Below are 25,264 nucleotides of genomic sequence, written 5' to 3' on the forward strand. Positions count from 1 at the left end.
TTTCTCAAATTGTTGCCACATCTCATCTTCAACTGCCTTGTCACCCGTTAAGAAAAATGGTAAGTTTTCTCCAAAAAACCCTTTCAAATAACATTACAATCATTTCGTGAATAATTAAACTGCCTTAGATGGTCGGGCAATTTAGCTTCTTTTTTGCTTGCTTATTCCGGAAAATAACAGAAGCGGGATAGCAAACGATAGAGAATGGAGATATGTCTTTTGAGTTAGCTGTTGTTGATGTAATGACTCTCAATACGGTTCGGATAACAGTATTAGTCTGATTTTTCACATCATGTGGAAAAGTCCACGAAAATCTAACTTCCATACCAGAAATTCAAAGTCTCTCCTCACAGCAGGAATTACCCCACCTGTAAAACTAGCACCTCATCTTGTGGAGAAATGAGCGTTGTACCCACTGGCAGCACAGCTAAAGCATTGGTTTGAGCTAAATTAATTAAATTACCGGAACTGTTACTACCACCTGCTTTGTGAAATTCGTAAATGCCATCAACTAAATGTAAGCGTCCCCACAGGTAAGTTTCCCGCTTACCATTGGATTTTAATTCATCATGCGATCGCGCTTTTACAAATACTGGTTTCCAACCTTGAGCTAACCCCGAAAGTTTCTTAATAGCCGGTTGCACAAATCGCCAGAAAGTCACCAAAGCTGAGACAGGATTTCCCGGTAATCCAAAGTAGATGGGGGACTGAGAACTGGGAAAAGAAGCAACAGTCAGAGGTTTACCTGGACTGATGGCGACAGAGCGAATATGAATTTTAGCTCCCAACGATTCGAGAATTTGATCAATATAGTCATAATCCCCTACAGACACACCACCGGAAGATAAAACTATATCAGCGTTAGCTATGGCGTAGGAGATCGCTTCTCGTAAAGCCTCTGGATGATCTTTAACAATACCTAATAATATCGGTTCTGCCCCATTCTGTTTTACCAAAGCCGCTAAAGCATATTGATTGGAATCGACAATTTGACCTGGATTCAGGGGTTTATCTGGTGTGACTAATTCATCACCACTAGAAAAAATTGCCACACGGGGACGACGGTAAACACTTAATTGCGAACACTGCGCCGCTGCTAAAACGGCAATTTCTGGAGAATTTAATTTAATTCCTGCTGGTAATAGTTGTTTTCCTGCTTGATAAAAAGCAGCTTTGTGTCTGACAAATTCTTGGGGTTGTGGTGCAGCCAAAATCAACACCCGATTATCTTCCCGGCGTGTTCTTTCCTGCATAACTACAGTATCCGCCCCCTGTGGCATCACTGCACCTGTGAAAATTCGTGCTGCTTGCCCTGCTTGGAGTGTAGACTGGGGTTGATATCCTGCGGGAATTTCTTCAATAATTTCTAAATTAGCTGGCTGTGCTTCGTGAGAGTGCTGCACATCTTCATACCGGACTGCATAGCCATCCATTGCTGAATTATCCCAATGGGGAAAATCTAATTCACTAGTGACGGGAGTGGCCAAAATGCGATTATCTGCGCCTAATAAATCAACAGTTTCTATATCCCGTTGAGCATCTAACGGTTGCACTAAATTTAAAATAATTTCCTCGGCATCGCTAACTAATAACATGACGCATGACTCCAATTTTTGACACTTTTCGCTACTTAATCTATATTTTTGACACTCACAATTCCCTTACCGAAGAGGCAGGGGAGCAGGGGGCAGCACTTTGGCTTACCTCGACTTCGCTCGGTACAAGTCGCTCAGTGGAAGGGGGCAGGGGAGAAAGATACTGAAATTCTCCTGCAAAAAGGGTTTCAAGCCCCTAAATTTATTTATGGGGTTTCCCCCCTGCTCCTTTTCCCCCTGCCCCCTGCCTCTTATTGACCAGTCTCTCTCATCTGTTACCGAGTCAAACTGTTTTTCTTGTTCTGGGTTATCTGGTTGGTTTTCCTCTGTCATGCAGTTTGCTATTCACATTAATATTGAAAACAAGAAGAATGATTAGGACTTCCAGAAAATAAATTATCCAATTTACTTAGATGAAATCTGCCTTTCTTCCCCCTGCTCCCTGCTCCCCTGCTCCCCTACTTCTTTAGCCAACCTCTTTTAAAATAAATGCCTATTTTGTATGACTATAGAACGAGTCCCGCAAGTACACTATCCTAAAGCTGAGATTGGACGCAGAGGAATGGCACTAGGACTAGATTTTCTAGCTGCTTGGTTAATCAGTTCTATCTTGGGTGGTAATCAACTCGGCATCCAGTTTGTGCAAATTTTAGTTTTTCTTTTCTGCTGGGTGATTTTTCGGGTGGTGATAGTTTACAACAATCAAGGGCAAAGTCTTGGGCGTTGGGCCTTTGATTTGAAGATCCTCGAAGTCAAAGATGGACAAATATCAGGCAGAATCCCTACCTTGCGATCGCTACTCCAGCGAGAGGCTATAATTGGCGTTGGTGCGCTTTTGGTGTCCATTGCCTTAAGCAACATCAGAGCTAACCCCACAGCTATACTGCTATTACTTCCCCTGGCTATTGACTGTGGTGCGGCTTTATCTAATACCCAAATGCGGCAAGCTTTGCATGACCGCTACGGGGGAACTTTTATCGTTTCTTCGCGTCGGGGCTATTCGCTAGATATAAAAGTTAAGCGATTAGTTGATAAATTGGTGCGTAGTGTGAGAAGATAGTAATTTGTGTTAATTCTCCTCAGGCTTTACTGTTTGTAAGATTATGGCTAAGAGTAAAGGTGTCCGCATAATAGTGACACTAGAATGTACTGAGTGTCGTACTAATCCAGACAAGCGTTCCCCTGGTGTATCACGTTATACAACCAAAAAGAACCGTCGCAACACGACAAACCGTTTAGAACTGAAAAAGTTCTGTACCCATTGCAACAAACACACTGTTCACAAGGAAATTAAGTAAGGATGAGTTATTATCGTCGTCGCCTGTCTCCCATTAAGCCAGGAGAGCCTATAGATTATAAAGATGTTGATTTGTTGCGTAAGTTTATCACCGAGCGGGGTAAAATATTGCCACGTCGAATCACTGGGCTTACATGTAAGCAACAAAGAGAATTGACATTAGCCATTAAACGTGCGCGGATTGTGGCTTTATTGCCATTTGTCAATGCGGAAGCTTAAAAAAGTCATGAGTTATGAGTGATGAGTTATGAATCAAAACTCTTAACTCAGAACTTCCAGTATTTAAATTGTTCACCAAAATAATTGCGAGAGTTGTGGATAAGGGGACGCTAGTTGAATTTAGGGTTCAAGGCGATCGCCGTCTGGGTGTAGTAGATCGCCCGGACGGCAAAACCCGCTGGTTAGTGGTAGATGAACGCAGTCAATCCCACAGCCTCGCGCCTAGACAAATTACTTATACAGTTAACGGACAAACCTACAAGCAATCTGACATTGCCCGTTTTCAGGAGCAGGTTAAACCTTATTTAGATCCCTCTAGTCTAGAAGTAGCTTGGGAATTGCTGGTGGAAGATGGCGAAACAGTCACACCAGCCCAAATGGCAAACCTGCTGTTTTCAGAATCAGATGCAGCCCCGTGTTATGCCGCCCATTGCTTGTTATCAGAAGACAAGCTTTATTTCAAACAAAAAAGTGAAGCTTATGAACCGCGAACAGCGGCCCAGGTGGCAGAACGCAAACACCAAATAGAAGTAGAGGCGCTCAAAGCTAGGGGACAGCAGGAATTTTTGGCTCGTGTAGAACAAGCACTCCAAAGTGAAGCCGTAGATTGGCAGCGCCACGATCGCCAGCGATTAGAAGCACTGGAAAAATACGCCTCACTACTGGCAGATATCATCCGCATGGGAGTCAGTTATGACAACCTTGCACGGGCCTATCCTCCGCCAGCCCCAGTTTTAGAAACTATGAATATGCTGGGGCGTCCCGCAACTCCCCAAGGAGCCTTTCAACTATTAATAGACTTGGGTTGGTGGGATACCCATGAAAACTTGTTCCTGCGTCGTTCTGGAATTTCGGTTCAGTTTCCTAACAAGGTATTAGAAGTGGCGCAACAGCGTTTGGATTTTCCCCCAACTGATTCAGATACAAATCGCCTAGATTTGTCTCACCTAAAGGTCTATACAATTGATGATGAAAGTACGACAGAAATTGACGATGGTTTAAGTTGGGAATTACTTCCAGATGGGCGAGAACAACTGTGGGTACATATTGCAGATCCCACCCGGTGGTTAGTACCAGAAGATGAGTTAGATTTAGAAGCCAGAAAACGGGGAAGTACAGTTTATTTGCCCACGGGAATGATTCCCATGTTCCCAGAGATATTGGCGACAGGCCCCATGAGTTTGGTGCAGGGAAGGGTTTGTTTCGCCTTAAGCTTCGGGGTGATTTTAGATGAAACCGGGGCGGTAGAAGATTATTGTATTCATCCCAGCTTGATTAAACCAACTTATCGCCTCACCTACGAAGATGTCGATGAGATGTTGGAATTAGGCGTAGAAGCAGAACCAGAAATTGAGGCGATCGCTAACTGGGCCAAGCGGCGTAAATCTTGGCGATATAACCAAGGAGCCATCAGCATCAATATGCCAGAGGCGATGATCAAAGTCAAAGGCGACGAAATTGACATTGATATTTTAGATGATTCCTCATCGCGGCAGTTGGTAGCAGAAATGATGATTTTAGCTGGCGAAGTAGCTGCCCGTTATGGTCAAGCTCATAACATACCTTTGCCCTTTCGTGGTCAACCACAGCCAGAATTACCCCCTGAAGAAGAATTAATCTTACTACCGGCAGGATTTGTTCGCGCCTGCGCCATGCGTCGTTGTATGCCCAAGAGTGAAATGAGTATCACACCCTTGCGCCATGCTGGTTTAGGTTTAAATACATATACTCAAGCAACTTCGCCGATTCGTCGTTATAGTGACTTACTCACTCACTTTCAATTAAAAGCCCACTTACGGGGTGAAGTTCCGCCCTTCTCAGCCGAACAACTCAAAGAAGTGATGATGACAGTCACCTCTACCACCCAAGAAGTGACAATGGTAGAACGACAAACTAATAGATATTATGCTTTAGAATATTTGCGTCGGCATCCCGACCAAGTTTGGTCTGTAACAGTCTTAATGTGGTTGAGAGAAGACAGCAACTTGGCACTAATTTTGTTAGAAGATTTGGGTTTACAATTGCCGATGTTTTTTAAACGTACGGTCAGTTTAGGCGAACAAATTTTAGTGAAAGTTAGTCACTCTGATCCGCAAAAAGACATGATTCAGTTCCAGGAAATCATTTATCAAGAAAGCTATCAGTCAGCATCAAATTAGTTGTCAGGAATAATCGGGATAATTTTGATTCATGGCTAAAGTCTTCATCTTCAACTGTTGACTGTTAATTGTTGCACCGCCATGAGCTAGTAATTCCGTGAATTATGATGTTGATAAACTACTGAAAGTGCCTAAAAAGGAGAAGTAAGCGGGATATTGTACACGTTTTGTATATGCTGGAGGTTGTTTATCGAAATGCAACGCCGTATTTGATTTAATCTGTGAACACGCCAGCAAATGTGTAAAGTCGGCAGTATGATAAAGGTATAAACACTGTGTATTTACGTCACTATATATACGAATATCGGCTATCAAACCTTTACTATAAAGTAACTCACAGCCTTATTTTGATATACAGACATTTTTGAACCTAATTAATTTTCGCAGAGAAACATAATATCTTAGTGCTAGAGTAGCAGATTTGTTATTTTGGCTTTTTTTAGTACAATTGTTCTATGCCAAATGAGATAGACACAGTAACCAACAGTAGTTCTAAAGTATGGCTCGCGGTGAAATTATCAGAAAACTCTTCAAAAGCTTCTCTCGCAACGAGAGAGAAGAGTTTTTGGCTGCGGCTAACGAACTGATTGAAGAAGAAAGAAATAAAAATCACATCCTGCTGGCTAGAGATTTGGAAAAGCTGCTTCAAAATGGGAATGGTTACACTAAACCCCTAGCAGCTAATCTATCTCCCTGGAATCAATTTCCTGAACCACCCAAAGATAAAGACACTGGACTGGCTTTACTGGATGTCAAGCGATTTGACTTAACCTGGGATCACATTGTCCTCAGTGAAAAGATTTTTGATATCCTGCAAGAAATCGTTCTGGAAAACCGTAAGCAAGACATCCTTGCAGCCTATAACCTTAAACCCAAAAACAAACTGCTTTTTTGTGGACCACCTGGATGCGGTAAAACTCAAACCGCAAAAGTCCTCTCTAGTGTCTTGAGTCTACCCCTTGTTTACGTGAATTTGACAGCCGTATTTTCTTCTTATTTAGGTGAAACAGCAACCAATCTTCAGAAAATTTTTACCTACATTGAAAAAGGCGAATGGTTAGTGTTGTTCGATGAGTTTGATGCGATCGCTCGTGATCGAGATAACTTAAATGAACATGGTGAAGTTAAACGCCTAGTGAATAGCTTGTTACAACTCATTGATAATGCAACTAATCAAAGTATATTTGTTGCAGCGACTAATCACGAAAAACTATTAGACAGTGCAGTTTGGCGACGATTTGATGAGGTGATTTTCTTTGATAACCCAACCCTGGAATTACGCACGGCTCTTTTAAGTCGTTATCTATCTGGTATCCGTTATACTGGTGTTGATGTATCTACTTTTGCGGCTCGGCTTGAGAATGCTACTGGAGCAGATATAGAACGTATCTGTTCTGATGCAATTAAAGCTGTAATTCTACGGGGTGAACGTACCTTGACTACTGATGATTTTGAGGTTGCTATAGGGCGTTTTTTAGAAAGGCAAAGTATAATAGCAAACTCTAAATAATTCTCTACCTCAAGTCCTCATGGTTAGTCAATTTGAACACCTTAAATTGCCGAGAATCATAAACATAGAATTACCACGAAGACGGGGGCGTGGCTTTGGTGGTGGAAAACGCGCTGATTCCGTTGAACATGGTAAGTATTTATTAAATCAACTGTCTGGACTGACTGAGCCGAAAAAACAAAAGAGTAACCCTTTCCGTCTTGACCCAAAATTAATTTTTAAGATAAAAACTCATCAAAAACTTTCAGACGATCTAGTTAATCAGACAGGATTAGATATCCTAGCATTTGAGCCTGATAAAGCCATAGTTGTCTTCTCATCTGATCTGGAGTTAGAGGAATTTAGGAGACGGTTAGAAAATTACAGTCAAATTACCGAAGGACCCGAATATTCATATTTAGGGGCAATTGATGAGTTAGTCCCTCTTGAACGAGAAGATCGCATTGGTCGTTTGTTAGAGTTAAACCCTGTACAACCAGATGAACTTGCAGCTTTAGATTTGGAACTCTGGCACACAGGCAATCGCAAAGAAATGAAAGCGTCTTTAGAACGTATCGCCGAAAGGTTAGAAGACTTTTCTACAGATACCGCTCCTATGAGAATGAGTGATAGCTATGTTGGTGAATATCTGTGCATAGCTAGAATTAAAGTCACTCACGAGGTTTTAGAGTTTTTACTGGAACTGGAAACTGTCAAAGAAATTGATCGTCCTCCCCAACCTGCATTTGAAAGCAATGCCGATTATAATTTACCAATTTCTAGTTTTCCTGAAGTTGTTACCCCGCCTGAAGAGAATTGCGGCATTCTTGTTATAGATTCAGGTGTACAGAGTGGTCATCCATTAATTGCGCCAGTGCTGGGTGAAGCTGATGTATTTCCAGATCCAGGACAGCAATTAATAAAAGGTGGTGCAGAGGATGTAAATGGACACGGTACAAGTGTTGCTGGTATTGCTATTTATGGAGATGTCGAAAACTGTATTAAAAAACTGTCATTTTATCCAACAGCGTGGTTATTTTCTGCTCGTGTAACAGATGAAGATTGTAAGTATTATGAGGATATTCTCTTAGAAACTCAGCTTGATCGAGCAATTAAGGCTTTTGTGGATAATTACCCTAATTGTAAAGTTATCAATATCTCCCTGGGTGATTACGAAAAATTTTATATAGATGGAATGAAGCAGTTTCGATTAGCAGCAAAGATAGATGAAATTGCTTATCAATACCAAAACAAAAACATTATTTTTGTGATTTCAGCAGGAAATTCTTATCATGAAGAGTTAGAGTATGAACAATTACGAACTGAATACCCAAATTATTTACTGAATAAGAATGCTCGAATTATTGATCCAGCAACTTCTGCGATCGCACTAACTGTAGGTTCTTTATCTTATGGTCGAGGTAGTATTACAGAACCTGCTGATGTTCGTCGTCAGGCGATCGCAAAATTACGAGGATACCCTTCTCCCTTTACCAGAAATGGTTTTGGAGTAGATGGAATGATTAAGCCTGATGTTGTAGATTTTGGTGGAGATTTAGCATTAGACCTCAGTTATAGAAAAGGTTTAGATTTGCCTAAAGTTAGTCCATTAGGAGATAATGTCGCTGGGGTTTCTGTTGTGACTCTCTGCCAAGATTTCCAAAGTTCTTTATTTAACATCTGTAGTGGTACAAGTTTTGCTGCACCTCGTGTAGCTAACATTGCTGCTCAACTCTTCACAAAATATCCAAATGCTAGTTCTAATCTAATTCGAGCGCTTATTGTCAACTCGGCAATTCTTCCAAAAGAAATTCCAGATGAATTTAGTCAGGGTAAAAAATCTCAAAAAACTAAAAAGCAGCTACAAATCTATGGCTATGGGCAGACTGATTTAGAACGTGCAATGTATTCTGCTGAAAACTATGTTGTTCTATCAGAAGATAATATTGTTATTCCAGTGGGAAAGTTTCATATTTATGAAATTCCTCAATTACCACAAGAATTTTTTGATGTAAAAGGTACTCGAACAGTATCAATTTCCTTAGCTTTTGATCCTCCAACTCGCCCAACTCGTGGAGATTCATATTTGGGGGTAACAATGGAATTTAATCTTTTCAAGGGCATTGATAAGGAAAGTATCGTAAGTGCCTATGTAAATGCCAGTAAAACAGATAAGCCTGATGAATTTACAGAAATATCAATGGAAATTTTAAAAGAAAAATATAAAGGACGTAGTATTAATGTGGATTTATCTCCAAATTCTACTCTCCGCAAGAAAGGAACTGTACAAAGAGGACAAATAGAACTAACAAAACAAGCTCAAAAATATAATGATTTGCCTATGACTTTGGTGGTAAGTTGTAACCGTAAATGGGCAAATCCAGATGAAATCGAGCTACAGCGTTATGCTTTAGTTGTTAGCATTACTCATTCAGATCCGCAAGTCAATTTATATAACCGTGTGAAACTCCAGGTCGAACAAATTGACCAAAGAGAAAGAAATCGAGCCAGGGTTTAAATAATAGAAACCTGACAATAACTTACAAAGAAACCCAAGAACCTCTTACTCGTCGCGCTCTTGGATATCTGTTAAAAAATAACCAATACCAGTAAGCATGGCGATCGCCTCCAGCAAAATTTCCACAGCAAGCGATCGCCTATTTCAATTAACTAGCGATCGCCTCAGTTTTTTCCTCAGCTTTTTTCTCTACCAATACATAGGGTTCTTCTGCACCTTGGGCCAAATACTCAGCTAACTGACTTTCAATTTCATCGCGCACAATTTGGCGATACTCTAGAAAATGCTCGTTGTGAGCGCAAGCAGAAAGGTAATGTTCGGCAACACCTGGGTTACGCTTGATCATGCTAAACAAATGATGCCAGAACTTCCACCGAGTTTCCCGTTTAATACCTTGTCGCCAAATCACAATTAGTAGCGCTTTGACAACTACCCACTCTGGCATTTTAGCTGGCGCTTTCCAAGTGGGCGCACCCATCATCAAGAAACAGCGATAGGTGCGATCTAAGTACTTAACGGGGTCATACAAAGCACAAAACGCTTCAATATATTCTCTAGCAATATCTTCTAGAGGACGGGTAGCAATGAAATTCATCAATGTCGACTGGTTAATGTTCCCGTCTTGATTTTCTCGCAGTCGTCCTTCTTTTTTCAGCCGATGCCACAGCGCTGTATTGGGTAGTGCTTGTAACATAGCAAAAGTTGTAGAAGGAATTGCTGCTTGTTCCGCAAACCTGACAATGCGATCGCCTGCGCCAGCTTTTTCGCCATCGAAACCAATAATAAACCCAGCCATCGGCCGTAACCCGGCTTTGATGATGGTTTGTACTGCATCGGCTAGGGAACTGCGAGTGTTCTGGAACTTCTTGGTTAATTGCAAACTATCCTCATCCGGTGTTTCAATTCCCAAGAACACCGCCGAGAAACCAGACTCAACCATTAACTCCAGCATTTCTGCATCTTGTGCCAAATCTATGGAAGCTTCGGTATCAAAGCGGAAGGGATATTGATGTTCTGCCATCCAGACTTTCAACTCTTTGAGCAACAATTTCACATTGCGCTTGTTGCCAATAAAGTTGTCATCCACCATAAATACACCACGCCGCCAACCCAACTCATAGAGACAATCTAACTCTGCCAAAAGTTGTGCTGGGGTTTTGGTACGCGGCTTCCGACCATAGAGAACAATAATGTCACAAAATTCGCACTGGAAAGGACATCCACGCGAAAACTGCACCGACATCATGTCATAGGCATTCAATTCTAGTAAATCAAAACGGGGAATAGGTGTATTTGTCACATCTGGTTTTTCTGTGGCGCGGAAAGTACCAGAAGTTTCACCCCGTTGAATTGCCTCAATAAACATGGGCAGGGTGATTTCCCCTTCATCTAAAATCAGAAAATCTGCACCGACATTTTGCACTTCGTGAGGTACAGAAGTCGGATAAGGTCCACCCACAGCGACTAACTTACCACGTCGTTTTGCCTCTTGAATTTGCCCCAATAAATCTTGCTTCTGGACAATCATGGCGGAGAGAATGACTACATCCGCCCATGCCCATTCTTCTTCAGACACTGGGCGGATATTGCGATCAACTAGCTTAAACTCCCATTCTTGAGGCAAAATTGCTGCCACCGTCACTAAACCCAAAGGAGGTAACAAAACCTTGCGATCAACTAATTCCAAGATTTTTTCATAAGACCAAAAGGTTTTGGGAAATATCGGATATACCAGTAACACTCGCATGTAGTATTTATCCTCACACTGTGATTGTTATCCCACTCTAACGAAAATCAAGATTTATTGACTTTTTGGGAAATATGTTCTATTTGACTTAGTTTAGCATTTTCAAGTTTCCCTAATTCCCATGCCAATAGCTCTGACTTATGAGCATAAATCCCATATAGTCTGTAATACATAAGATTCAGGAAAATACTTACGTCTAACTAAGGATGTAATAACTGTTTTTCTGATGTTAAAGTTTGAATATTGCCCAAATTCGTCAAATCATAATCACAAAATGTCGATTATGGCAATATTGTGTCAGGAGTGAACAGTGAATAATATTTTTCTTATCTACAAAACGTTACGTGTTAGCGGAGCTTTCGCTTTAGCGATACCCAGTTTAACTGCATTTGCAGTTTTGCTTACGGGTTTATCATCTGTGGCTCAAGCAGCCGATGAGGTAGATTCTCAGCAGTTAAGTGAAACTTCTGTAGCTGCAAATGATCTCAACCAGTTGAATACAGAACTAACTCAAATAGATTTTGACTCCACTTTTGCCGTGGCTGATCAAGCAGCAGTATTAGATGAGAATGCATCACCGCAGTTTCCTAACGCTGCTATCCAAGAAATCGCTAGTAGTTCACTTGCGCCAGTACCTGGTACAGTATCAACTTCATCAGCTAGCCTCACACCGGAATCAGAATTAACTTTTCAACCTGCTGGTTCTCAAGTAGCACAAGCAGATATCAATTTCGGTAGACCAACTCGTGGTGGCAGAAGCTATATTGGTGTTGCTGGTAACCTGGGTTTAGGTGGCGGTGACTCGGCTTTAGGTGATGGTAACTTTGCAGCCGTTAGTAAAATTGGACTGACAAACAACTTTTCAATTAGACCATCGGCTGTGTTTGGGAACAACACCACAATTCTGGTTCCCTTGACCTATGACTTTTCCTTACAGTCAGCAGATCCATTTGCTGAACCTTTAGCGATCGCACCTTACGTGGGAGTAGGTGCAGCTATTAAGACTGGTAGCAACTCCAGAACAGCCTTATTGGTATCTGGTGGTATTGATTTTCCTCTAACTCCTCAATTTACAGCCACAGCTTCTGTAAATGCCGGCTTTTTTAGACAAACTGATGTCGGTTTATTGTTAGGGATTGGTTACAATTTCACTGGCTTCTAATGACATAATATAAAAATAAAAGGCGAAAGTATTTTCTACTTTTGCCTTTTGCCAATTTAGGAGTTTATTTATAGTTAAAAATATAAAAGTGAAAGAATGCTTTACTAAGAGAAGCTTTGAGTTTTTTTTAGCACTTATTTGATGTATGTTATTGAGAATAAAATTTTAATTCAAACCCAGAATTTATACACCATAAAATATATGAATCACCCCGGAGAAATATCAAGTAGTTTTTCAAAAATTGAGTTAGAAAAGCAGAAAGAAGGAGAACGGATACGTGATGTTAATTTACTGCTGACAAGTTTAATTACTAGAGAAGAAACTACAGTTAAACTCATATTAGATTGTCTCTATGATGTAGGTTCTATTAACCTGATTAATCACAAGTTTCGTTCTCGGACTCTTAATACAACCCTCAAACTCATTTCCCACACATCCAAACCAGTCTTTAAAATTCTTGCTTGGCGCTGGGTAAAAAAAAATTGTCCTCAATTAATTACTAACTGGCTACAAAGTAAAGTTACCTTCAAAAGTCCAACCATGCCAAACACACAACTGGTTACAGAAAATCCAGACCTAAACCTCAACTATCTGGCGCCACCCCAATATCAGCTTCAGGAAGTGAAACATCTGCGCTCCCAGGTAAAATTGCTTACTGGGCTTTTGGCGGGAATACTTGCTGTGTTCGGTGGGAGCTTTGTTTGGTTGGGTTATTCGCTAGAGCGATCGCATATGCAAAGAATTGTCGAACTCCAAACCCAAGTCAAAACCCTAGAAGCTAGTGTTAATCAGCCCTAATGCCAACAAGCTGTCAAAACACTAAAATATGTTAGCCCACTTTTGCAGGCTAACGTACTTATCTTTTCAGGTTTCTAGGCGGAGGAAGTGTTTATTTAGGACTAACTTTGTCAATCACATTAATTTTGCCATCTGCCTCTACAGTCCAAACATCGTAGACACCGACAACATCACCATTGGCATCAACATCAACGTTGCCACTAGCCCCTTGGTAGTTAATGTTTTGACCTTCTCGCAACAACTTCAGCCCCTCGCAGACATCAGTAACTTCTGTCCCAGGTGCATTGGCCACTTCACGAATATTATTAGAAATACCCACGCCTGTGTTTTCCTTGGCAGCTTGTGCTGCTAGTACCAACAAAGCCGCAGCATCCCAAGCTTGAGGAGCATATTCTCCTGGAGAACCGCCTTTTTTCTCTTGCCACAGTTTATTAAAAGCTGCTAATGCTTGACCATCGGAACCGGGTACTGTCCCCAGCGCTCCTGCCAAGAGAAATCTCCCATCACTGCCTCTACCCACTTGTTCGGGAAAGGTAGGTGATTTAACTCCATCTGTCAGGAGAATCTGTACACCGTCAGTCAAGCCTTGCTGGTAGGCAGTTTTTAGGAGGAGACTACCTGTTTCAGCGTAGAGAACAGCAACTACGGCATCTGGCTTGCCGGCAAAAGCAGCGGCAGCTTCGGTGTCAAATGTTTGGGCTTTGGGGTCATAGCGAACAGGCTTGTTTTTATTAATTACAGTTCCACCTAATTGTTCAAAAGCCTGTACAAATGCTCGTTCAAAACCGACCCCATAGTCGTTATTAATCACAACCGTAGAAACTCGCTTAAAACCTCTTTTATTAGCAAGTTGAGCTAAAGCTAATGCCTGATAGGTATCTGGAGGAGCAGTGCGGGCCCAAAAGCCATTAAAGTCACCTTTTTGAGCCTTTTCAGTAAAAACTGGACTTGTACTACCAGGAGAAACCAGCATGACTTGATTAGGTACGGCAACTGAGACAGCAGCCGTAGATACGCTGCTAGCAAAGGAACCAACTACACCAGCTACTTTATCGAGAGTTGCCAGTTTAGTCATCCCAGCCGCACCCGCTCTAGGGTCGGTTTGATCATCTACTTCTACTAACGTTACTGGTTGCCCATTGACACCTCCGCAAGCGTTAACAGTCTCGACGAGCAAAGGTACTGAACCCACCATTTGCTGTCCAATGGAAGCCAGATCACCAGTTGTTGGTAGTAATGTACCAATTTTTAGCCCTTGAGTACTACCTGTTGTGGTATTAGCACCAGTGGTAGCTGTATTTTCAGGGCTATTAGCATTTTCGCAAGCTCCCACTAAAAGTCCGGTTGCTAGAGTAGCTATACTTAACCCTAAGGCAGTAATAATTCTTGGCATAATTTACTTTCACTCCTCAGATATTTAGGAGTCTACAAGTAAGATTCAAACTAGGTTTTTAAGTTAGCCCGATCTTAACAGACTCCGAATGCTAAATAATAGCATCTACCCTAGGGAGTAAAACTTATTACCAACACATCAAAATTTTTTTATGTGTTTACCATTTTAATTTTTCAAAACGGAGAGGGAGGGATTCGAACCCTCGGTACGGAGTTACCTGCCGTACAACAGATTAGCAATCTGTCGCTTTCGACCACTCAGCCACCTCTCCAGGTGGTTCACAAATATGAATGGTAGCAGATTTTTTTTGCTGGGTCAAGAAAATAATTACTAATTCGTAATTCGTAATTTCTAATTGATGGATGAAGATGAAATTTAATCTATGTTTCAGCTATCCTGGAACTGATTTCTGGGGTTTTAACTACGAATTACGAATTATCAATTACGAATTATTTAAAGCACTTGCGATCGCATCCATGCCATTGGCAGAGAACGTAATTTTTGCCACTGGGGTACGTATGCACGTCGAGTGAACACGTCGTAATCGTTTTGTTCAATTATGGTTAAAATTCGACTGTAATGCATGAGGGCAGCCCAGACAGGCCAACGGGCATCAGTGGAAAGATAAGTAATACCCCTTTCAGCTTTAGTATAAAATTGCCTTGCTCGATCTATTTGAAATCGCATCAGGGCGCGCCAGCGGTCATCAACTACACCCTTAAACAAATCTTGCTCGGTGTAATTAAATCGCGCTAAATCCTCTAAAGGGATATAAATTCGCCCGCGGCGTGCGTCTTCTCCGACATCTCTGAGGATATTGGTAAGTTGCTTGGCAATTCCTAAGGCAATTTCTTCGTCAATAGGAACATAGGGCTGTTGATCATGGTTCCAGGGGGCTGTATTTCGGGTAGCATCCAAACCCATGACTGAAGTTGACATCAAGCCTACAGTACCAGCAACGCGATAACAGTAGATGTATAAATCGTCAAAGGTTTCATAGCGACTGCGATACAAGTCCATTTGCTGACCAGCAATCATATCCCGAAAGGGCTGAATATCTACGGGAAAGCGTTGGACTGTATCCGCCAAAGCCACATCATAATTTTCAACCGGGCGTCCAGCAAAAATTGATTCTAGCTGCTGTTCCCATAAATCTAGGGTTTCTGGCGTAGTCAGGGCAGATGCGGGGCCATCTACCAGTTCATCTGTACGGCGACACCAAGCGTAAATCGCCCAAATAGCAGGACGTTTTTCTTTGCTCAGGAGCAAAGTGCTGAGGTAAAAAGTCGCGGAATACTTGGCTATGAGTTGCCGACAAAGTTTGTAGGACTCGTCTACAGAGACCAGCGTTTTCATGCGCGGGGGGGAATCAGGCAGTTGCAGCATTCGTTGCGGGCGGTCGGGTTGGCGTTTGCAGGTTGGAGGCATTTGCTACCGGCAGTGCTTCTGAGATCGCCTGCGCTGTTAGCTTACCAGAAAGTACGGCACCTTCCATACTGGCTAAGTAGCGTTGCATGGTGTAATCCCCAGTCAGATAAAAGTTGGTGATCGGGGTTGTCTGTGAGGGACGGTACTGTTGACGACCAGGGGTCGCTTTGTAAACTGAACGCGGCGTTTTCACCACATGAGATTTCAGCAGTTTGGCTGGGTTTTCTCCCCCAAAATGGTCAGGGAAGAGTTTTTCCAACTCGCTAATCGTGGCGGTAACAATTTCCTCATCTGATTTGGTGATCCAGTCTTTGGCCGGTGCTAAAACTAATTCCAGCATCGAACGGTCGGGATCAGCATATCCACGACAAGCATTACTCATATCAGCATAAACGCTGAGGAGGGGCGATCGCGAAAAAAGTAGATGATCAATTTCTGTGAGTTTGCGATCAAACCACAAATGCAGGTTAATAACTGGTACCCCTTCTAAGCCTTCTAGCTTCTGGAAAAATTCCATTTGCTGCCAAGGTTCTGGTAGCATCACCTTCAGAGGATCAACTGGCATTGCCGATACATACAAATCAGCTGTGAAAATTTCGTCTGCTGCTCCGTTTAATCCTCTGAGCAAAAAGCCTCTGACTGTACCATCAGGGTTCAGCAAAATTTCTTTTAAGGGCGCGTTCAGACGCACTTCACCACCGCGTTCGGTAATGTAATCTACTATGGGTTGACACAATCGTTCTGTGGGAGAACCATCCAAAAACGCCATTTTTGAGCCATTTTTTTCCTGGAGAAAGCGATTCAGGGCTGTCAGGAGAATGGTCGCCGAAATTTCATCTGGGCCAATGAAGTTTAATGACTTGCACATGGCAATAAAAACTTCATCATTGACCCGTTCGGGGATGTTTTGTTTACGCAACCACTCTGTCCAGGAATATTTGTCCATGTCCTCGACATACTTTTGCCCCTGAACCATTGCCGGAATCAGCCCTAGTCCAAATTTAATTTTTTCAGGCCAAGTCAGCATGTCGTTGTTTCTCAGAATTGCCACGACACCATTTAAGGGTGCTGGCAAATCCGGAAAATCAAACCGGCTGTAAGTACCTGGTGCATCGGGTTGGTTGAAGATCATTGAGTGTTCTTTCCACTGCAACCGGTCTTCAATGTCCAATTCTTTGAATAGCTGCAACATATTAGGATATGCGCCAAAGAAGATGTGCAGACCCGTTTCGTACCAGTCTCCATCAGCATCTTGCCACGCCGCCACTTTGCCACCCAATACATCCCGGCGTTCCAAGACAATGGGAGTGTGACCTGCGTCTGTGAGATATTTCGCGCAGGATAACCCTGCTAAACCAGCACCCGCGATCGCGACTCGCATTTAAACTTACTGCCTTTAAATAATTTCTTTATCGTTTTGTCGTTCTCATTATACGTTGCAATCTGTTACATTTGGCAGTCATTGTGCGATCGCTTCTATAAAAACTTCTCTCAACGGGAATTTTACCGAGTTTTCCAGGTAAGCCCAGAGCGCCAGCAAGCAGTCAAGGATTTGTAATTTGTATACTAACTTTTTATCCGTAGTCTCAAATATCCTAGAGGTATAGGTTAATTTATGTAATTTACTTGGTAAAATTTTATATAAATTTTTATTTAGTGCTGGTATACAGAGTTTTTATTGCTATCAATGTATTGAACATGCAGTTTACAATTATCTGATTTCCTATGCAAACACCTACTACACAGAATTGGTCTAATTCTGAGGGAACTATTGTGCCTATATTAGAAAACATTACGCCTCTAATTCTCACTTATAATGAAGCAGCTAATATTGGACGTACCCTTGAGCATCTGACTTGGGCAAAACAAATCATCGTTATTGATAGCTATAGTACCGATACGACTCTAGAAATTCTTAATTCCTATTCACAAGTCCAAGTATTTCAACGTAAATTCGATACCCACGGTCAACAATGGAACTATGGCTTAGAGCAAGTTTCATCCCGCTGGGTACTTTCTCTAGACGCAGATTATATAGTTCCAGATGAGTTGATATCGGAAATAGCCGCTTTACCTGTCGATGGAGAAATTGATGGCTACTTTGCCAAGTTTAAGTACTGTGTGTTTGGCAAACCTGTTCGTAACACCAGAATACTCCCTCCCCGTCAAGTTCTGTTTCAAAAAAGCAAAGCCATTTATATTGATGATGGACATACACAAGTTTTACAACTAACAGGTAAATCCGCTGTACTTTCCGCTTATCTCTACCACGATGATCGCAAACCGTTGAGTCGTTGGTTATGGTCACAAGAACGCTATACAGTGCTTGAAGCTAAGAAAATACTAGAAACTCCCATCAACGAACTCGATTGGGCTGATCGTATCCGCAGACGCAAAATCTTGGCGCCTTGGATGATTTTTCTCTATTGCTTGATTATCGAAGGCTGGATTTTTGATGGTTGGCGCGGTTGGTATTATGTCTTTCAGCGTGTTTTAGCAGAAACTATCCTGGCAATTCGGATGATTGAGGCGGAGAAATTAAAACATCAGTGATGCAGTGAAAATAAATAATTTATGATCAATCCATGCGAGTGGCAACACACATCAAAGACAATGCCGCCTCTGGGGAGTTGGGATTTATACCTGATAATCTCTGAGCTAGACGATACTTCCAAAATGGCTTACCGTAATTACCCTTTAATGCTTCTGCACCTACTATGTGGTTATGGGGGTAAACCTTAACTGCAAACCCCATAGGTTCTAGCATTTCATAAAACATGTCTGATGTGATACCGTCACACGCTTTGTGATGTACCTCTGTTGCCAAACCCCAGGATTGCTCCTCTGCGGTGGTATGTCCCCCTCGTTTCATATACTGATATATTGGCAACCGTAATTTCCATAATAGGGAGCCTAACCCTTTGAACTCATAAGCGCTTTTTTGGGGATCGTGATCTGTGATTAACAGCCCACCAGGACGTACCAATTTAGCTGCTTCTTGCAGAACTTTTGCCATATCATCACAATGATGCAAGCAGGCATTAAGCACCACAATATCAGCAAACCCAGAAATAAAAGGTAGATTTTGAGCATCTGCTAGGACTGTTGTATATCCGAGTTTGCGAGCCATTTTTAAGGCGCCGAGAGAAACATCTACGCCCAGTAAAAACTGCGGTTCACCACAAAACTCTTTGAGAGAAGCATATACATTGCCAGGCCCGCAACCAATATCTACCACTACTTTGCCTTGCCAACTACCAATCACGGTTTGCCACAGTTCTACAAACTTTTCATCTCTGTGACAGGCTTTAAAATAATTTAATCCCCATTCTGGATGCCCAAAGTAGTAACTGTTGGCTTGGATAGCTGGGGAGGGGTTTAAAATCTGGCAAATAATAATATCTTCGTCCCATCTATCAATTTTGCTTGGTTGAGCAAAATACTGAGAACAGGTTGTATTTATTTTTTTTAACATTTATTACAATCTTTAAGCGTGTATTTACTTAATTTTTTGTTGATATCAAGAAATATAACAAATTAAACTTGATATTAGTTATTATCTATTTAAAAATCACAACAAGCTTATGTAAATTTATTGTTGATAATTGGAAAATCACCATATAACAATTCAATTTAATTGCTGATAGCTTGGGTGTTGTAGCCCTATTTACTTGCGTAGGTAGGGAATAGAAAATAGTCAGACAGAGAGAAATGTGTACTGAGTCTTGTAAGAGCAAAGCGCAGGCTAAGGCAACAAAAATTAAATAGGAACACTATAAATTAATCAAAAAATAGATCTATGATTAATTTGTTTGCGAAGAAAAAATGACTAATGCAATGATTGTGATTTACATAATATTTAGTAATGCCATTTTTTTAAAAACTCTATATAATAGAGCAGTATTTTTTACAATATCTGGAATAAATTAATATAAATGCTAGACAAAACTTCGAGGCATTATTATGCCGAACAAATTTTAAATAAGCTCGAACAGTGTAAATCGGCTTTAAAAAAAGAATTTGCTATTGATAACCGAATCAATACGTGTTATTTAGATGATTTGTTAAATACAGATGATGTATTGAAAATCTATAATGCGTTTCCCGCAAAAGAAGATTTATTGCAGTTAAAAGACCTGAGAGAATATAAATATGTTGGCATACAGTTAGATAAATACAATCCTATTTTAGAAGAAATTGTTTATGCTTTTCAGGATGCCAGGGTAGTTAAGCTCATTGCTGAAATAACTGGATTTGCAGAATTGATGCCAGATGAATACCTTTATGCTGGTGGCGTTAGCCTCATGGAATATGGTTGTTTTTTAAATCCTCATCTGGATAATTCCCATGATAAAGATATTCAGAACTATCGGGTGTTAAATTTACTGTACTATGTAACTCCCAATTGGCACGAAAATTATGGCGGTAATCTAGAACTTTGGGATCAAAGTTTAAAGCAGCCATGTAGAACTATTCACAGTAAATTTAATCGGCTGGTGATGATGATTACGAATAAAAAGTCTTGGCACTCCGTTAGCCCAATTAATCATCATGGCCAACGCTGTTGTGTGTCTAACTACTACTTTTCGCCAAAACCTGCTGCTGCACATAAATATTATCATGTTACGTCCTTTCGAGGGCGGCCGGAACAGAATCTGAGAGATATATTGTTGAGAGGAGACGCTAGTCTACGAAATATAGTGCGTAAAATCTTTAAACATAAAATTAAAAAGCCTCATTTTTATAGAAAATAAAGTATTAAACTACGCTCTTGATAGGTGTAGTTTTAGTTGCTCAATATATTTAAAATATATATGACTAGATTTAGCGGTTTTGATCTCATCTCAATTTGCTTTTTTGGTGCATCCACGTCAATAAAGATGAGGACTCCTGAAATAAGTGGACAGAAGTTTTAAATCCGTGACTGGCCGATGTAGCAGTCAATAGTACCATCTTAGATAAGATTTACTTTAGATACATCGGTAGGAGCATAAAAGCTCAAGCCTTTACAGCAGGTTTATAACCTTGTTAAGATTTTGAGATTTTTTAATTGGTATAAAAGTGTAGGATAAAGCTTGTTTCCTTTAGGTTAAAAATCTAGGTGTTTGTTACACAACCGTAGGTAAAGCATTATGGCAGCATCTCAACAGCTAGCAAACTTTGGACATCACTTAATACTTGGTGTTTCTGGAACAAAATTAAGCGATGACGATAAACGCACCCTCAGTGAACTAAAACCAGTCGGGGTGATATTTTTTGCGAAAAATTTTTTGGATGGAACCCCTTATGATGTTTGGCTAGAAAACTTCAAGGATCTAAACGACCAAATTAGACAATATGCTGAACGGGACTCAATGTTCATCACGTTAGATCATGAAGGGGGACGTGTGGTGCGGACACCGCTACCAATTACCCGCTTTCCCTATGCCTCGCTGTTGCGATCGCACACCCGTGAAGTAGCCAAAGCAACAGCTACAGAACTGAAATCACTAGGTGTAAACTTATCTTGGGCGCCAATAGCAGATATTTTTTCCCATCCGCAAAATCCGGTTATTGGGCCGCGGGCGTTTGGTAGCACTCCCGAAACAGCTGCACAAGGTGCGCTTGAATATTATGGGGGACTACAAGAATCAGGAATTTTAGGTTGTGCTAAACATTTCCCTGGACATGGAGACACTAGTAAAGATTCTCATATTGAATTACCAATCCTCAATCTCACCGTAGAAGACCTGCGACTTCGTGAACTCATACCGTTTAAAGCGCTGATTGCAGAGCAAATTCCTTTAATCATGACAGCGCATATTTTGTTTCCCAAGATAGATCCTGATGTACCAGCTACATTATCCTCGGCTATCCTCAAGGGCATACTGCGGGAAGAACTGGGCTTTGAAGGGGTAGTTGTCTCTGACGACTTGGATATGAAAGCTGTCTCCGATATGTTTATCGAAAATGGGACTGTAGCCAAAGCTTTTCATGCTGGCTGTGACTTGTTTATTGTCTCGCGTAATATCAATTCATTATCTATTGAACGTACCTATCAGATGGCTGAAGATTTTGCCAATTCTTTGAGTCAAGGTAGCCTGGATGAATCAGTAGTCACAGCAGCTAGAGACAGAATCGAGAAACTATTGGTAGCCACCCCCCAGTATATTATCCATCCTTTGGATAAAAAGACATTACTAGAACATGCCGAACTAGCGATCGCTTGTTGTTACTAGGGGACTGGGGACTAAGGAAATTTTTACCAATGGCTCATGAGCATTAAGGCAAAAAGCGATCTAAAGCAGCTTTTAATTGTTCTATTTCAGCTTCCATATTGCCCTCTTGCGCTGCTCTAGCGATACACTCAGTTAAATGTTCATCTAAAACTATTCTCGCAACTTTATCCAAAGCGCCCCGCACAGCCGCAATTTGTAATAAAACATCAGGACAAGGACTATTCTGCTGCACCATTGTCTTAATGCCACGAATATGTCCTTCTATGCGTGATAACCGATTGACAATTCGCCGTAACGATTCTTCACTATGAACGTGTGGATGAGTTGATTTTTCATGCCCATGAGTATGATCTGTATGTTCGTGGTCTGTATCTTGATGGAAAATATTTTTGGCTTTTGGGGATGCAGACAAGGATTCTTTAGCTAATCGGTTTGATCCGTTCATGGTCATGGGTTGCCCAAGCACTGGTAGTACTAAGATCCTAGCCTAGAGGATAATTGGTTGTAAGAAAACTATTTTTTCGACAATAGTGTTAACAGGGTGAAACCCGAACCTTGAAAGGGCTAATCTCCATAATAGCTATTGTGTTAAATATTCCATTAATTTTAATTACAGATGGCTCATGTAATATGCCAACTCAATTGTTCTGCTTTGTAAAAATAAATGTAAATGGATTTTTCACGACTAAATAACCAATAGGCTGCTAAATTAGCTGGTAATTATGAGATTTTTCAAACTACGCCATTCTCTACGTCAACTTACCTCCCAGGCATTAGCCATAATTCTAGGGGTGACACTAACTGTTAGTACCTTATGGGTATTACCTGCCCAAGCAGAACTTGCACCCAATGTAGGAGCTGCTACAGATGCATCAGAACTGATTACTCCAGGACAATCGCCAGCAAATGCTGCTATTGGTAGTACTAGCTTTGTGACAGCAGCTGTGAACCGTGTCGGCAAGGCAGTGGTACGTATTGACACGGAGCGCACTATCACTCGGCGCATAGACCCATTTATGGAAGACCCATTTTTCCGACGGTTTTTTGGGGAAGGTTTTTCTCAACAATTACCGCCTGAACAGTTGCGTGGTCTAGGTTCTGGTTTTATTATCGACAAAAGTGGTTTGGTTCTGACTAATGCCCATGTAGTCGATAAAGCTGATAAGGTGACAGTCCGGCTCAAAGATGGCCGCACCTATGAAGGAAAGGTTCAAGGCATTGATGAAGTGACCGATTTAGCAGTCGTGAAGATTAACGCTGGTAATGATTTACCTGTGGCAGCTTTGGGTTCTTCTGATAATGTACAAGTGGGAGACTGGGCGATCGCAGTGGGTAATCCTTTAGGATTTGATAACACTGTAACTTTGGGAATTGTCAGTACCCTCAAGCGTTCTAGCGCCCAAGTCGGGATTGCTGACAAACGTTTAGACTTTATTCAAACCGACGCGGCCATTAATCCTGGTAACTCTGGCGGGCCACTGTTGAATGAACGCGGTGAAGTCATTGGTATTAATACAGCCATTCGTCCTGACGCAATGGGTATTGGCTTTGCGATTCCCATAGATAAAGCTAAAGCGATCGCAGCACAACTACAACGTGATGGTAGAGTTGTTCATCCCTATTTGGGTGTGCAAATGCTCACTTTAACACCCGATTTAGCACAGCAGAATAATACTGATCCCAACTCTCCTATGCAAATCCCAGAAATTAACGGTGTTGTGGTCATCCGAGTTGTACCCAATTCTCCTGCTGCAACTGCGGGTGTCCGACGTGGGGATGTGATTGTGCAAGTTGATCGAGAAACTGTCACCAGCGCTGAACAATTACAGAACTTAGTAGAAAATAGTCGTCTGGGTCAGGCTTTACAAGTGAAAGTGCAACGCGGTAACCAGACACAGATGTTGTCAATTCGCACGGCTGAGTTGCGAGATGCTGCTTAGTAATTGTTTTTAGTTAAGTGTGGGGATACGCCAAGACGTATCCCTAAATTTTTGTAGATTTGAGATGGTAATGACTCCAAAAGCCACTAATGCTATATAGAAGATTTGGCCGCACAGAATTACAAATGCCAGTATTTTCCTGCGGCGGTATGAGATACCAATTCAAATGGCAAGATGTTTCACAGTTGGAAATTCCTGCTGACAATCAGGCTAATCTCGAAGCCACTATTCGCCGGGCGATGGAGGTGGGGATTAATCACATTGAAACTGCCCGTGGCTATGGTACTTCGGAAATGCAATTAGGGAAAATATTGCCCAAATTTCCCCGCAACGAATTAATTGTACAGACAAAAGTTAACCCGGTTGCAGATGCTAAAAAATTTCGCCAGACATTTGAACAATCACTGCGAAATCTCCAGTTAGATTATGTTGATTTATTAGGTTTACACGGCATTAATCATCCTGAATCTTTTGATAATAGTATGCGTCCCGGTGGCTGTTTAGAAGTAGCAAAACAGTTGCAAGCCGAGGGAAAAGTCAGATTTATTGGCTTTTCCACCCACGGATCTAAAGATGTGATTATCCAGGCAATTAATACTAACCAATTTGATTATGTCAACTTGCATTGGTATTACATTAATCAATGGAATTGGCAAGCAATTCAAGCAGCTACCCGTCATGATATGGGAGTATTTATCATTAGTCCCTCCGATAAAGGCGGAAAGCTATATAATCCACCGCAAAAGTTAGTTAATCTTTGCGCCCCTTTAAGTCCAATGGTGTTTAATGACTTATTTTGTTTAAGTCATCCCGAAGTACACACCTTGAGTTTGGGTGCAGCTAGACCCCAAGACTTTGATGAACACCTGAAAACTTTAGAATTGCTAGACCGGGCAGAGGAAATCTTACCACCAATTTTGCAGAGATTAGAACAAGAAGCGATCGCTAGCTTAGGAGAAGACTGGGTAAAAACTTGGGAAACCAACTTACCCAGCTTTGCCCAAACACCGGGAGAAATAAATATACCCGTAATTTTGTGGCTTTTAAATTTAGCGATCGCCTACGATTTGGTAGACTATGCCAAAATGCGCTACAACCTGTTGGGGAACGGCAGTCATTGGTTTCCTGGTAATAAAGCAGACAGCTTAGACGAATTAGATTTAAGTCAATCTCTCGTTAATAGTCCCCACGCCCATAAAATTCCCCAAATGTTAGCCAAAGCTCATGAGATGTTAGCAGGTGCTGAGGTTAAGCGGTTATCGAAGACTTAGGGAATAGGGACAAGGGGACAAGGGGACAAG

At 41.4% G+C, this 25,264-nt stretch carries 20 protein-coding genes and 1 tRNA gene; 13 read left to right on the forward strand and 8 right to left on the reverse strand.

Annotation, left to right across the window (positions count from 1 at the left end; all coding sequences use genetic code 11):
• Positions 1 to 359 precede the first annotated feature (359 nt).
• Positions 360 to 1,595 (reverse strand): gephyrin-like molybdotransferase Glp, encoded by a 1,236-nt coding sequence (gene glp / locus ACM0OS_RS21365; protein ID WP_414545207.1) that lies wholly within the window; start codon positions 1,593 to 1,595, stop codon positions 360 to 362.
• Between the two features lie 502 nt (positions 1,596 to 2,097).
• On the opposite strand from glp, the gene ACM0OS_RS21370 reads away from it, so the two are divergent.
• The 6 genes from ACM0OS_RS21370 (at position 2,098) to ACM0OS_RS21395 (ending at position 9,277) form a co-directional block, all read left to right on the forward strand.
• Positions 2,098 to 2,655, forward strand: a complete 558-nt coding sequence (locus tag ACM0OS_RS21370; protein ID WP_414545208.1) for an RDD family protein — start codon at positions 2,098 to 2,100, stop codon at positions 2,653 to 2,655.
• A 43-nt stretch (positions 2,656 to 2,698) separates the two neighbouring features.
• On the forward strand, positions 2,699 to 2,893 hold the full coding sequence (rpmG, locus tag ACM0OS_RS21375) for a 50S ribosomal protein L33 (RefSeq protein ID WP_414545209.1): 195 nt from the start codon (positions 2,699 to 2,701) through the stop codon (positions 2,891 to 2,893).
• A 2-nt stretch (positions 2,894 to 2,895) separates the two neighbouring features.
• Complete coding sequence (gene rpsR / locus ACM0OS_RS21380) at positions 2,896 to 3,111, forward strand: 30S ribosomal protein S18 (protein ID WP_414545210.1); 216 nt, start codon at positions 2,896 to 2,898, stop codon at positions 3,109 to 3,111.
• A gap of 95 nt (positions 3,112 to 3,206) precedes the next feature.
• A complete protein-coding gene (locus ACM0OS_RS21385) occupies positions 3,207 to 5,270 on the forward strand; it encodes a ribonuclease catalytic domain-containing protein (RefSeq protein WP_414545211.1) in 2,064 nt (687 codons plus the stop codon).
• A 499-nt stretch (positions 5,271 to 5,769) separates the two neighbouring features.
• Positions 5,770 to 6,780, forward strand: coding sequence for an AAA family ATPase (locus ACM0OS_RS21390; RefSeq protein WP_414545212.1), 1,011 nt, complete (start codon positions 5,770 to 5,772; stop codon positions 6,778 to 6,780).
• Between the two features lie 19 nt (positions 6,781 to 6,799).
• The gene (locus ACM0OS_RS21395; RefSeq protein ID WP_414545213.1) at positions 6,800 to 9,277 is read left to right on the forward strand and encodes a S8 family peptidase; all 2,478 of its coding nucleotides are present in this window, start codon (positions 6,800 to 6,802) and stop codon (positions 9,275 to 9,277) included.
• Between the two features lie 148 nt (positions 9,278 to 9,425).
• Here the strand turns inward: ACM0OS_RS21395 and ACM0OS_RS21400 are convergent, their stop codons facing one another.
• Positions 9,426 to 11,024, reverse strand: coding sequence for a B12-binding domain-containing radical SAM protein (locus ACM0OS_RS21400; RefSeq protein ID WP_414545214.1), 1,599 nt, complete (start codon positions 11,022 to 11,024; stop codon positions 9,426 to 9,428).
• A gap of 310 nt (positions 11,025 to 11,334) precedes the next feature.
• Between ACM0OS_RS21400 and ACM0OS_RS21405 the strand changes: the two genes are divergently transcribed.
• Positions 11,335 to 12,186, forward strand: coding sequence for a hypothetical protein (locus ACM0OS_RS21405; protein ID WP_414545215.1), 852 nt, complete (start codon positions 11,335 to 11,337; stop codon positions 12,184 to 12,186).
• A 201-nt stretch (positions 12,187 to 12,387) separates the two neighbouring features.
• Positions 12,388 to 12,984, forward strand: coding sequence for a hypothetical protein (locus ACM0OS_RS21410; RefSeq protein WP_414545216.1), 597 nt, complete (start codon positions 12,388 to 12,390; stop codon positions 12,982 to 12,984).
• Between the two features lie 91 nt (positions 12,985 to 13,075).
• Here ACM0OS_RS21410 and ACM0OS_RS21415 read toward each other — a convergent pair whose 3' ends face one another.
• From ACM0OS_RS21415 to pds, 4 genes are all read right to left on the reverse strand, one after another.
• Positions 13,076 to 14,377, reverse strand: coding sequence for an ABC transporter substrate-binding protein (locus ACM0OS_RS21415; protein ID WP_414545217.1), 1,302 nt, complete (start codon positions 14,375 to 14,377; stop codon positions 13,076 to 13,078).
• A 179-nt stretch (positions 14,378 to 14,556) separates the two neighbouring features.
• Positions 14,557 to 14,648, reverse strand: a tRNA-Ser gene (locus ACM0OS_RS21420).
• A gap of 182 nt (positions 14,649 to 14,830) precedes the next feature.
• On the reverse strand, positions 14,831 to 15,763 hold the full coding sequence (gene crtB / locus ACM0OS_RS21425) for a 15-cis-phytoene synthase CrtB (RefSeq protein ID WP_414545226.1): 933 nt from the start codon (positions 15,761 to 15,763) through the stop codon (positions 14,831 to 14,833).
• Positions 15,747 to 17,186: a 15-cis-phytoene desaturase gene (gene pds / locus ACM0OS_RS21430; RefSeq protein WP_414545218.1), complete on the reverse strand. Its 1,440-nt coding sequence runs from the start codon at positions 17,184 to 17,186 to the stop codon at positions 15,747 to 15,749. The genes crtB and pds overlap by 17 nt, the downstream gene beginning before the upstream one ends.
• A gap of 344 nt (positions 17,187 to 17,530) precedes the next feature.
• Between pds and ACM0OS_RS21435 the strand changes: the two genes are divergently transcribed.
• A complete protein-coding gene (locus ACM0OS_RS21435) occupies positions 17,531 to 18,358 on the forward strand; it encodes a glycosyltransferase family 2 protein (protein WP_414545219.1) in 828 nt (275 codons plus the stop codon).
• 25 nt (positions 18,359 to 18,383) lie between these two features.
• On the opposite strand, the gene ACM0OS_RS21440 is transcribed toward ACM0OS_RS21435, so the two are convergent.
• Positions 18,384 to 19,280 carry a class I SAM-dependent methyltransferase gene (locus tag ACM0OS_RS21440; RefSeq protein ID WP_414545220.1) on the reverse strand — a complete coding sequence of 299 codons (897 nt, stop codon included), beginning with the start codon at positions 19,278 to 19,280 and terminating at the stop codon, positions 18,384 to 18,386.
• Between the two features lie 460 nt (positions 19,281 to 19,740).
• Between ACM0OS_RS21440 and ACM0OS_RS21445 the strand changes: the two genes are divergently transcribed.
• Together ACM0OS_RS21445 and nagZ are read left to right on the forward strand one after the other, a co-directional pair.
• Positions 19,741 to 20,559, forward strand: coding sequence for a 2OG-Fe(II) oxygenase (locus ACM0OS_RS21445; protein WP_414545221.1), 819 nt, complete (start codon positions 19,741 to 19,743; stop codon positions 20,557 to 20,559).
• Positions 20,560 to 20,937: 378 nt separating this feature from the next.
• Positions 20,938 to 22,023 (forward strand): beta-N-acetylhexosaminidase, encoded by a 1,086-nt coding sequence (gene nagZ, locus ACM0OS_RS21450; protein WP_414545222.1) that lies wholly within the window; start codon positions 20,938 to 20,940, stop codon positions 22,021 to 22,023.
• Between the two features lie 43 nt (positions 22,024 to 22,066).
• Here nagZ and ACM0OS_RS21455 read toward each other — a convergent pair whose 3' ends face one another.
• A complete protein-coding gene (locus ACM0OS_RS21455; RefSeq protein WP_414545223.1) occupies positions 22,067 to 22,468 on the reverse strand; it encodes a metal-sensing transcriptional repressor in 402 nt (133 codons plus the stop codon).
• 277 nt (positions 22,469 to 22,745) lie between these two features.
• Between ACM0OS_RS21455 and ACM0OS_RS21460 the strand changes: the two genes are divergently transcribed.
• Both ACM0OS_RS21460 and ACM0OS_RS21465 read left to right on the forward strand, forming a co-directional pair.
• On the forward strand, positions 22,746 to 23,963 hold the full coding sequence (locus ACM0OS_RS21460) for an HhoA/HhoB/HtrA family serine endopeptidase (RefSeq protein WP_414545224.1): 1,218 nt from the start codon (positions 22,746 to 22,748) through the stop codon (positions 23,961 to 23,963).
• An 89-nt stretch (positions 23,964 to 24,052) separates the two neighbouring features.
• Positions 24,053 to 25,234, forward strand: a complete 1,182-nt coding sequence (locus ACM0OS_RS21465) for an aldo/keto reductase (RefSeq protein WP_414545225.1) — start codon at positions 24,053 to 24,055, stop codon at positions 25,232 to 25,234.
• Positions 25,235 to 25,264: the final 30 nt, after the last annotated feature.

This window comes from Nostoc sp. CCY0012 (genome assembly GCF_963920855.1).
Lineage (GTDB): Bacteria > Cyanobacteriota > Cyanobacteriia > Cyanobacteriales > Nostocaceae > Cyanocohniella.

Coding starts and splice junctions, on each gene's coding strand:
- glp (WP_414545207.1), bottom strand. CDS start 1,595: ATGTTATTAGTTAGCGATGCCGAGGAAATTATTTTAAATTTAGTGCAA.
- ACM0OS_RS21370 (WP_414545208.1), top strand. CDS start 2,098: ATGACTATAGAACGAGTCCCGCAAGTACACTATCCTAAAGCTGAGATT.
- rpmG (WP_414545209.1), top strand. CDS start 2,699: ATGGCTAAGAGTAAAGGTGTCCGCATAATAGTGACACTAGAATGTACT.
- rpsR (WP_414545210.1), top strand. CDS start 2,896: ATGAGTTATTATCGTCGTCGCCTGTCTCCCATTAAGCCAGGAGAGCCT.
- ACM0OS_RS21390 (WP_414545212.1), top strand. CDS start 5,770: ATGGCTCGCGGTGAAATTATCAGAAAACTCTTCAAAAGCTTCTCTCGC.
- ACM0OS_RS21395 (WP_414545213.1), top strand. CDS start 6,800: ATGGTTAGTCAATTTGAACACCTTAAATTGCCGAGAATCATAAACATA.
- ACM0OS_RS21400 (WP_414545214.1), bottom strand. CDS start 11,024: ATGCGAGTGTTACTGGTATATCCGATATTTCCCAAAACCTTTTGGTCT.
- ACM0OS_RS21410 (WP_414545216.1), top strand. CDS start 12,388: ATGAATCACCCCGGAGAAATATCAAGTAGTTTTTCAAAAATTGAGTTA.
- ACM0OS_RS21415 (WP_414545217.1), bottom strand. CDS start 14,377: ATGCCAAGAATTATTACTGCCTTAGGGTTAAGTATAGCTACTCTAGCA.
- crtB (WP_414545226.1), bottom strand. CDS start 15,763: ATGCTGCAACTGCCTGATTCCCCCCCGCGCATGAAAACGCTGGTCTCT.
- pds (WP_414545218.1), bottom strand. CDS start 17,186: ATGCGAGTCGCGATCGCGGGTGCTGGTTTAGCAGGGTTATCCTGCGCG.
- ACM0OS_RS21435 (WP_414545219.1), top strand. CDS start 17,531: ATGCAAACACCTACTACACAGAATTGGTCTAATTCTGAGGGAACTATT.
- ACM0OS_RS21440 (WP_414545220.1), bottom strand. CDS start 19,280: ATGTTAAAAAAAATAAATACAACCTGTTCTCAGTATTTTGCTCAACCA.
- ACM0OS_RS21445 (WP_414545221.1), top strand. CDS start 19,741: ATGCTAGACAAAACTTCGAGGCATTATTATGCCGAACAAATTTTAAAT.
- nagZ (WP_414545222.1), top strand. CDS start 20,938: ATGGCAGCATCTCAACAGCTAGCAAACTTTGGACATCACTTAATACTT.
- ACM0OS_RS21455 (WP_414545223.1), bottom strand. CDS start 22,468: ATGAACGGATCAAACCGATTAGCTAAAGAATCCTTGTCTGCATCCCCA.
- ACM0OS_RS21460 (WP_414545224.1), top strand. CDS start 22,746: ATGAGATTTTTCAAACTACGCCATTCTCTACGTCAACTTACCTCCCAG.
- ACM0OS_RS21465 (WP_414545225.1), top strand. CDS start 24,053: ATGCTATATAGAAGATTTGGCCGCACAGAATTACAAATGCCAGTATTT.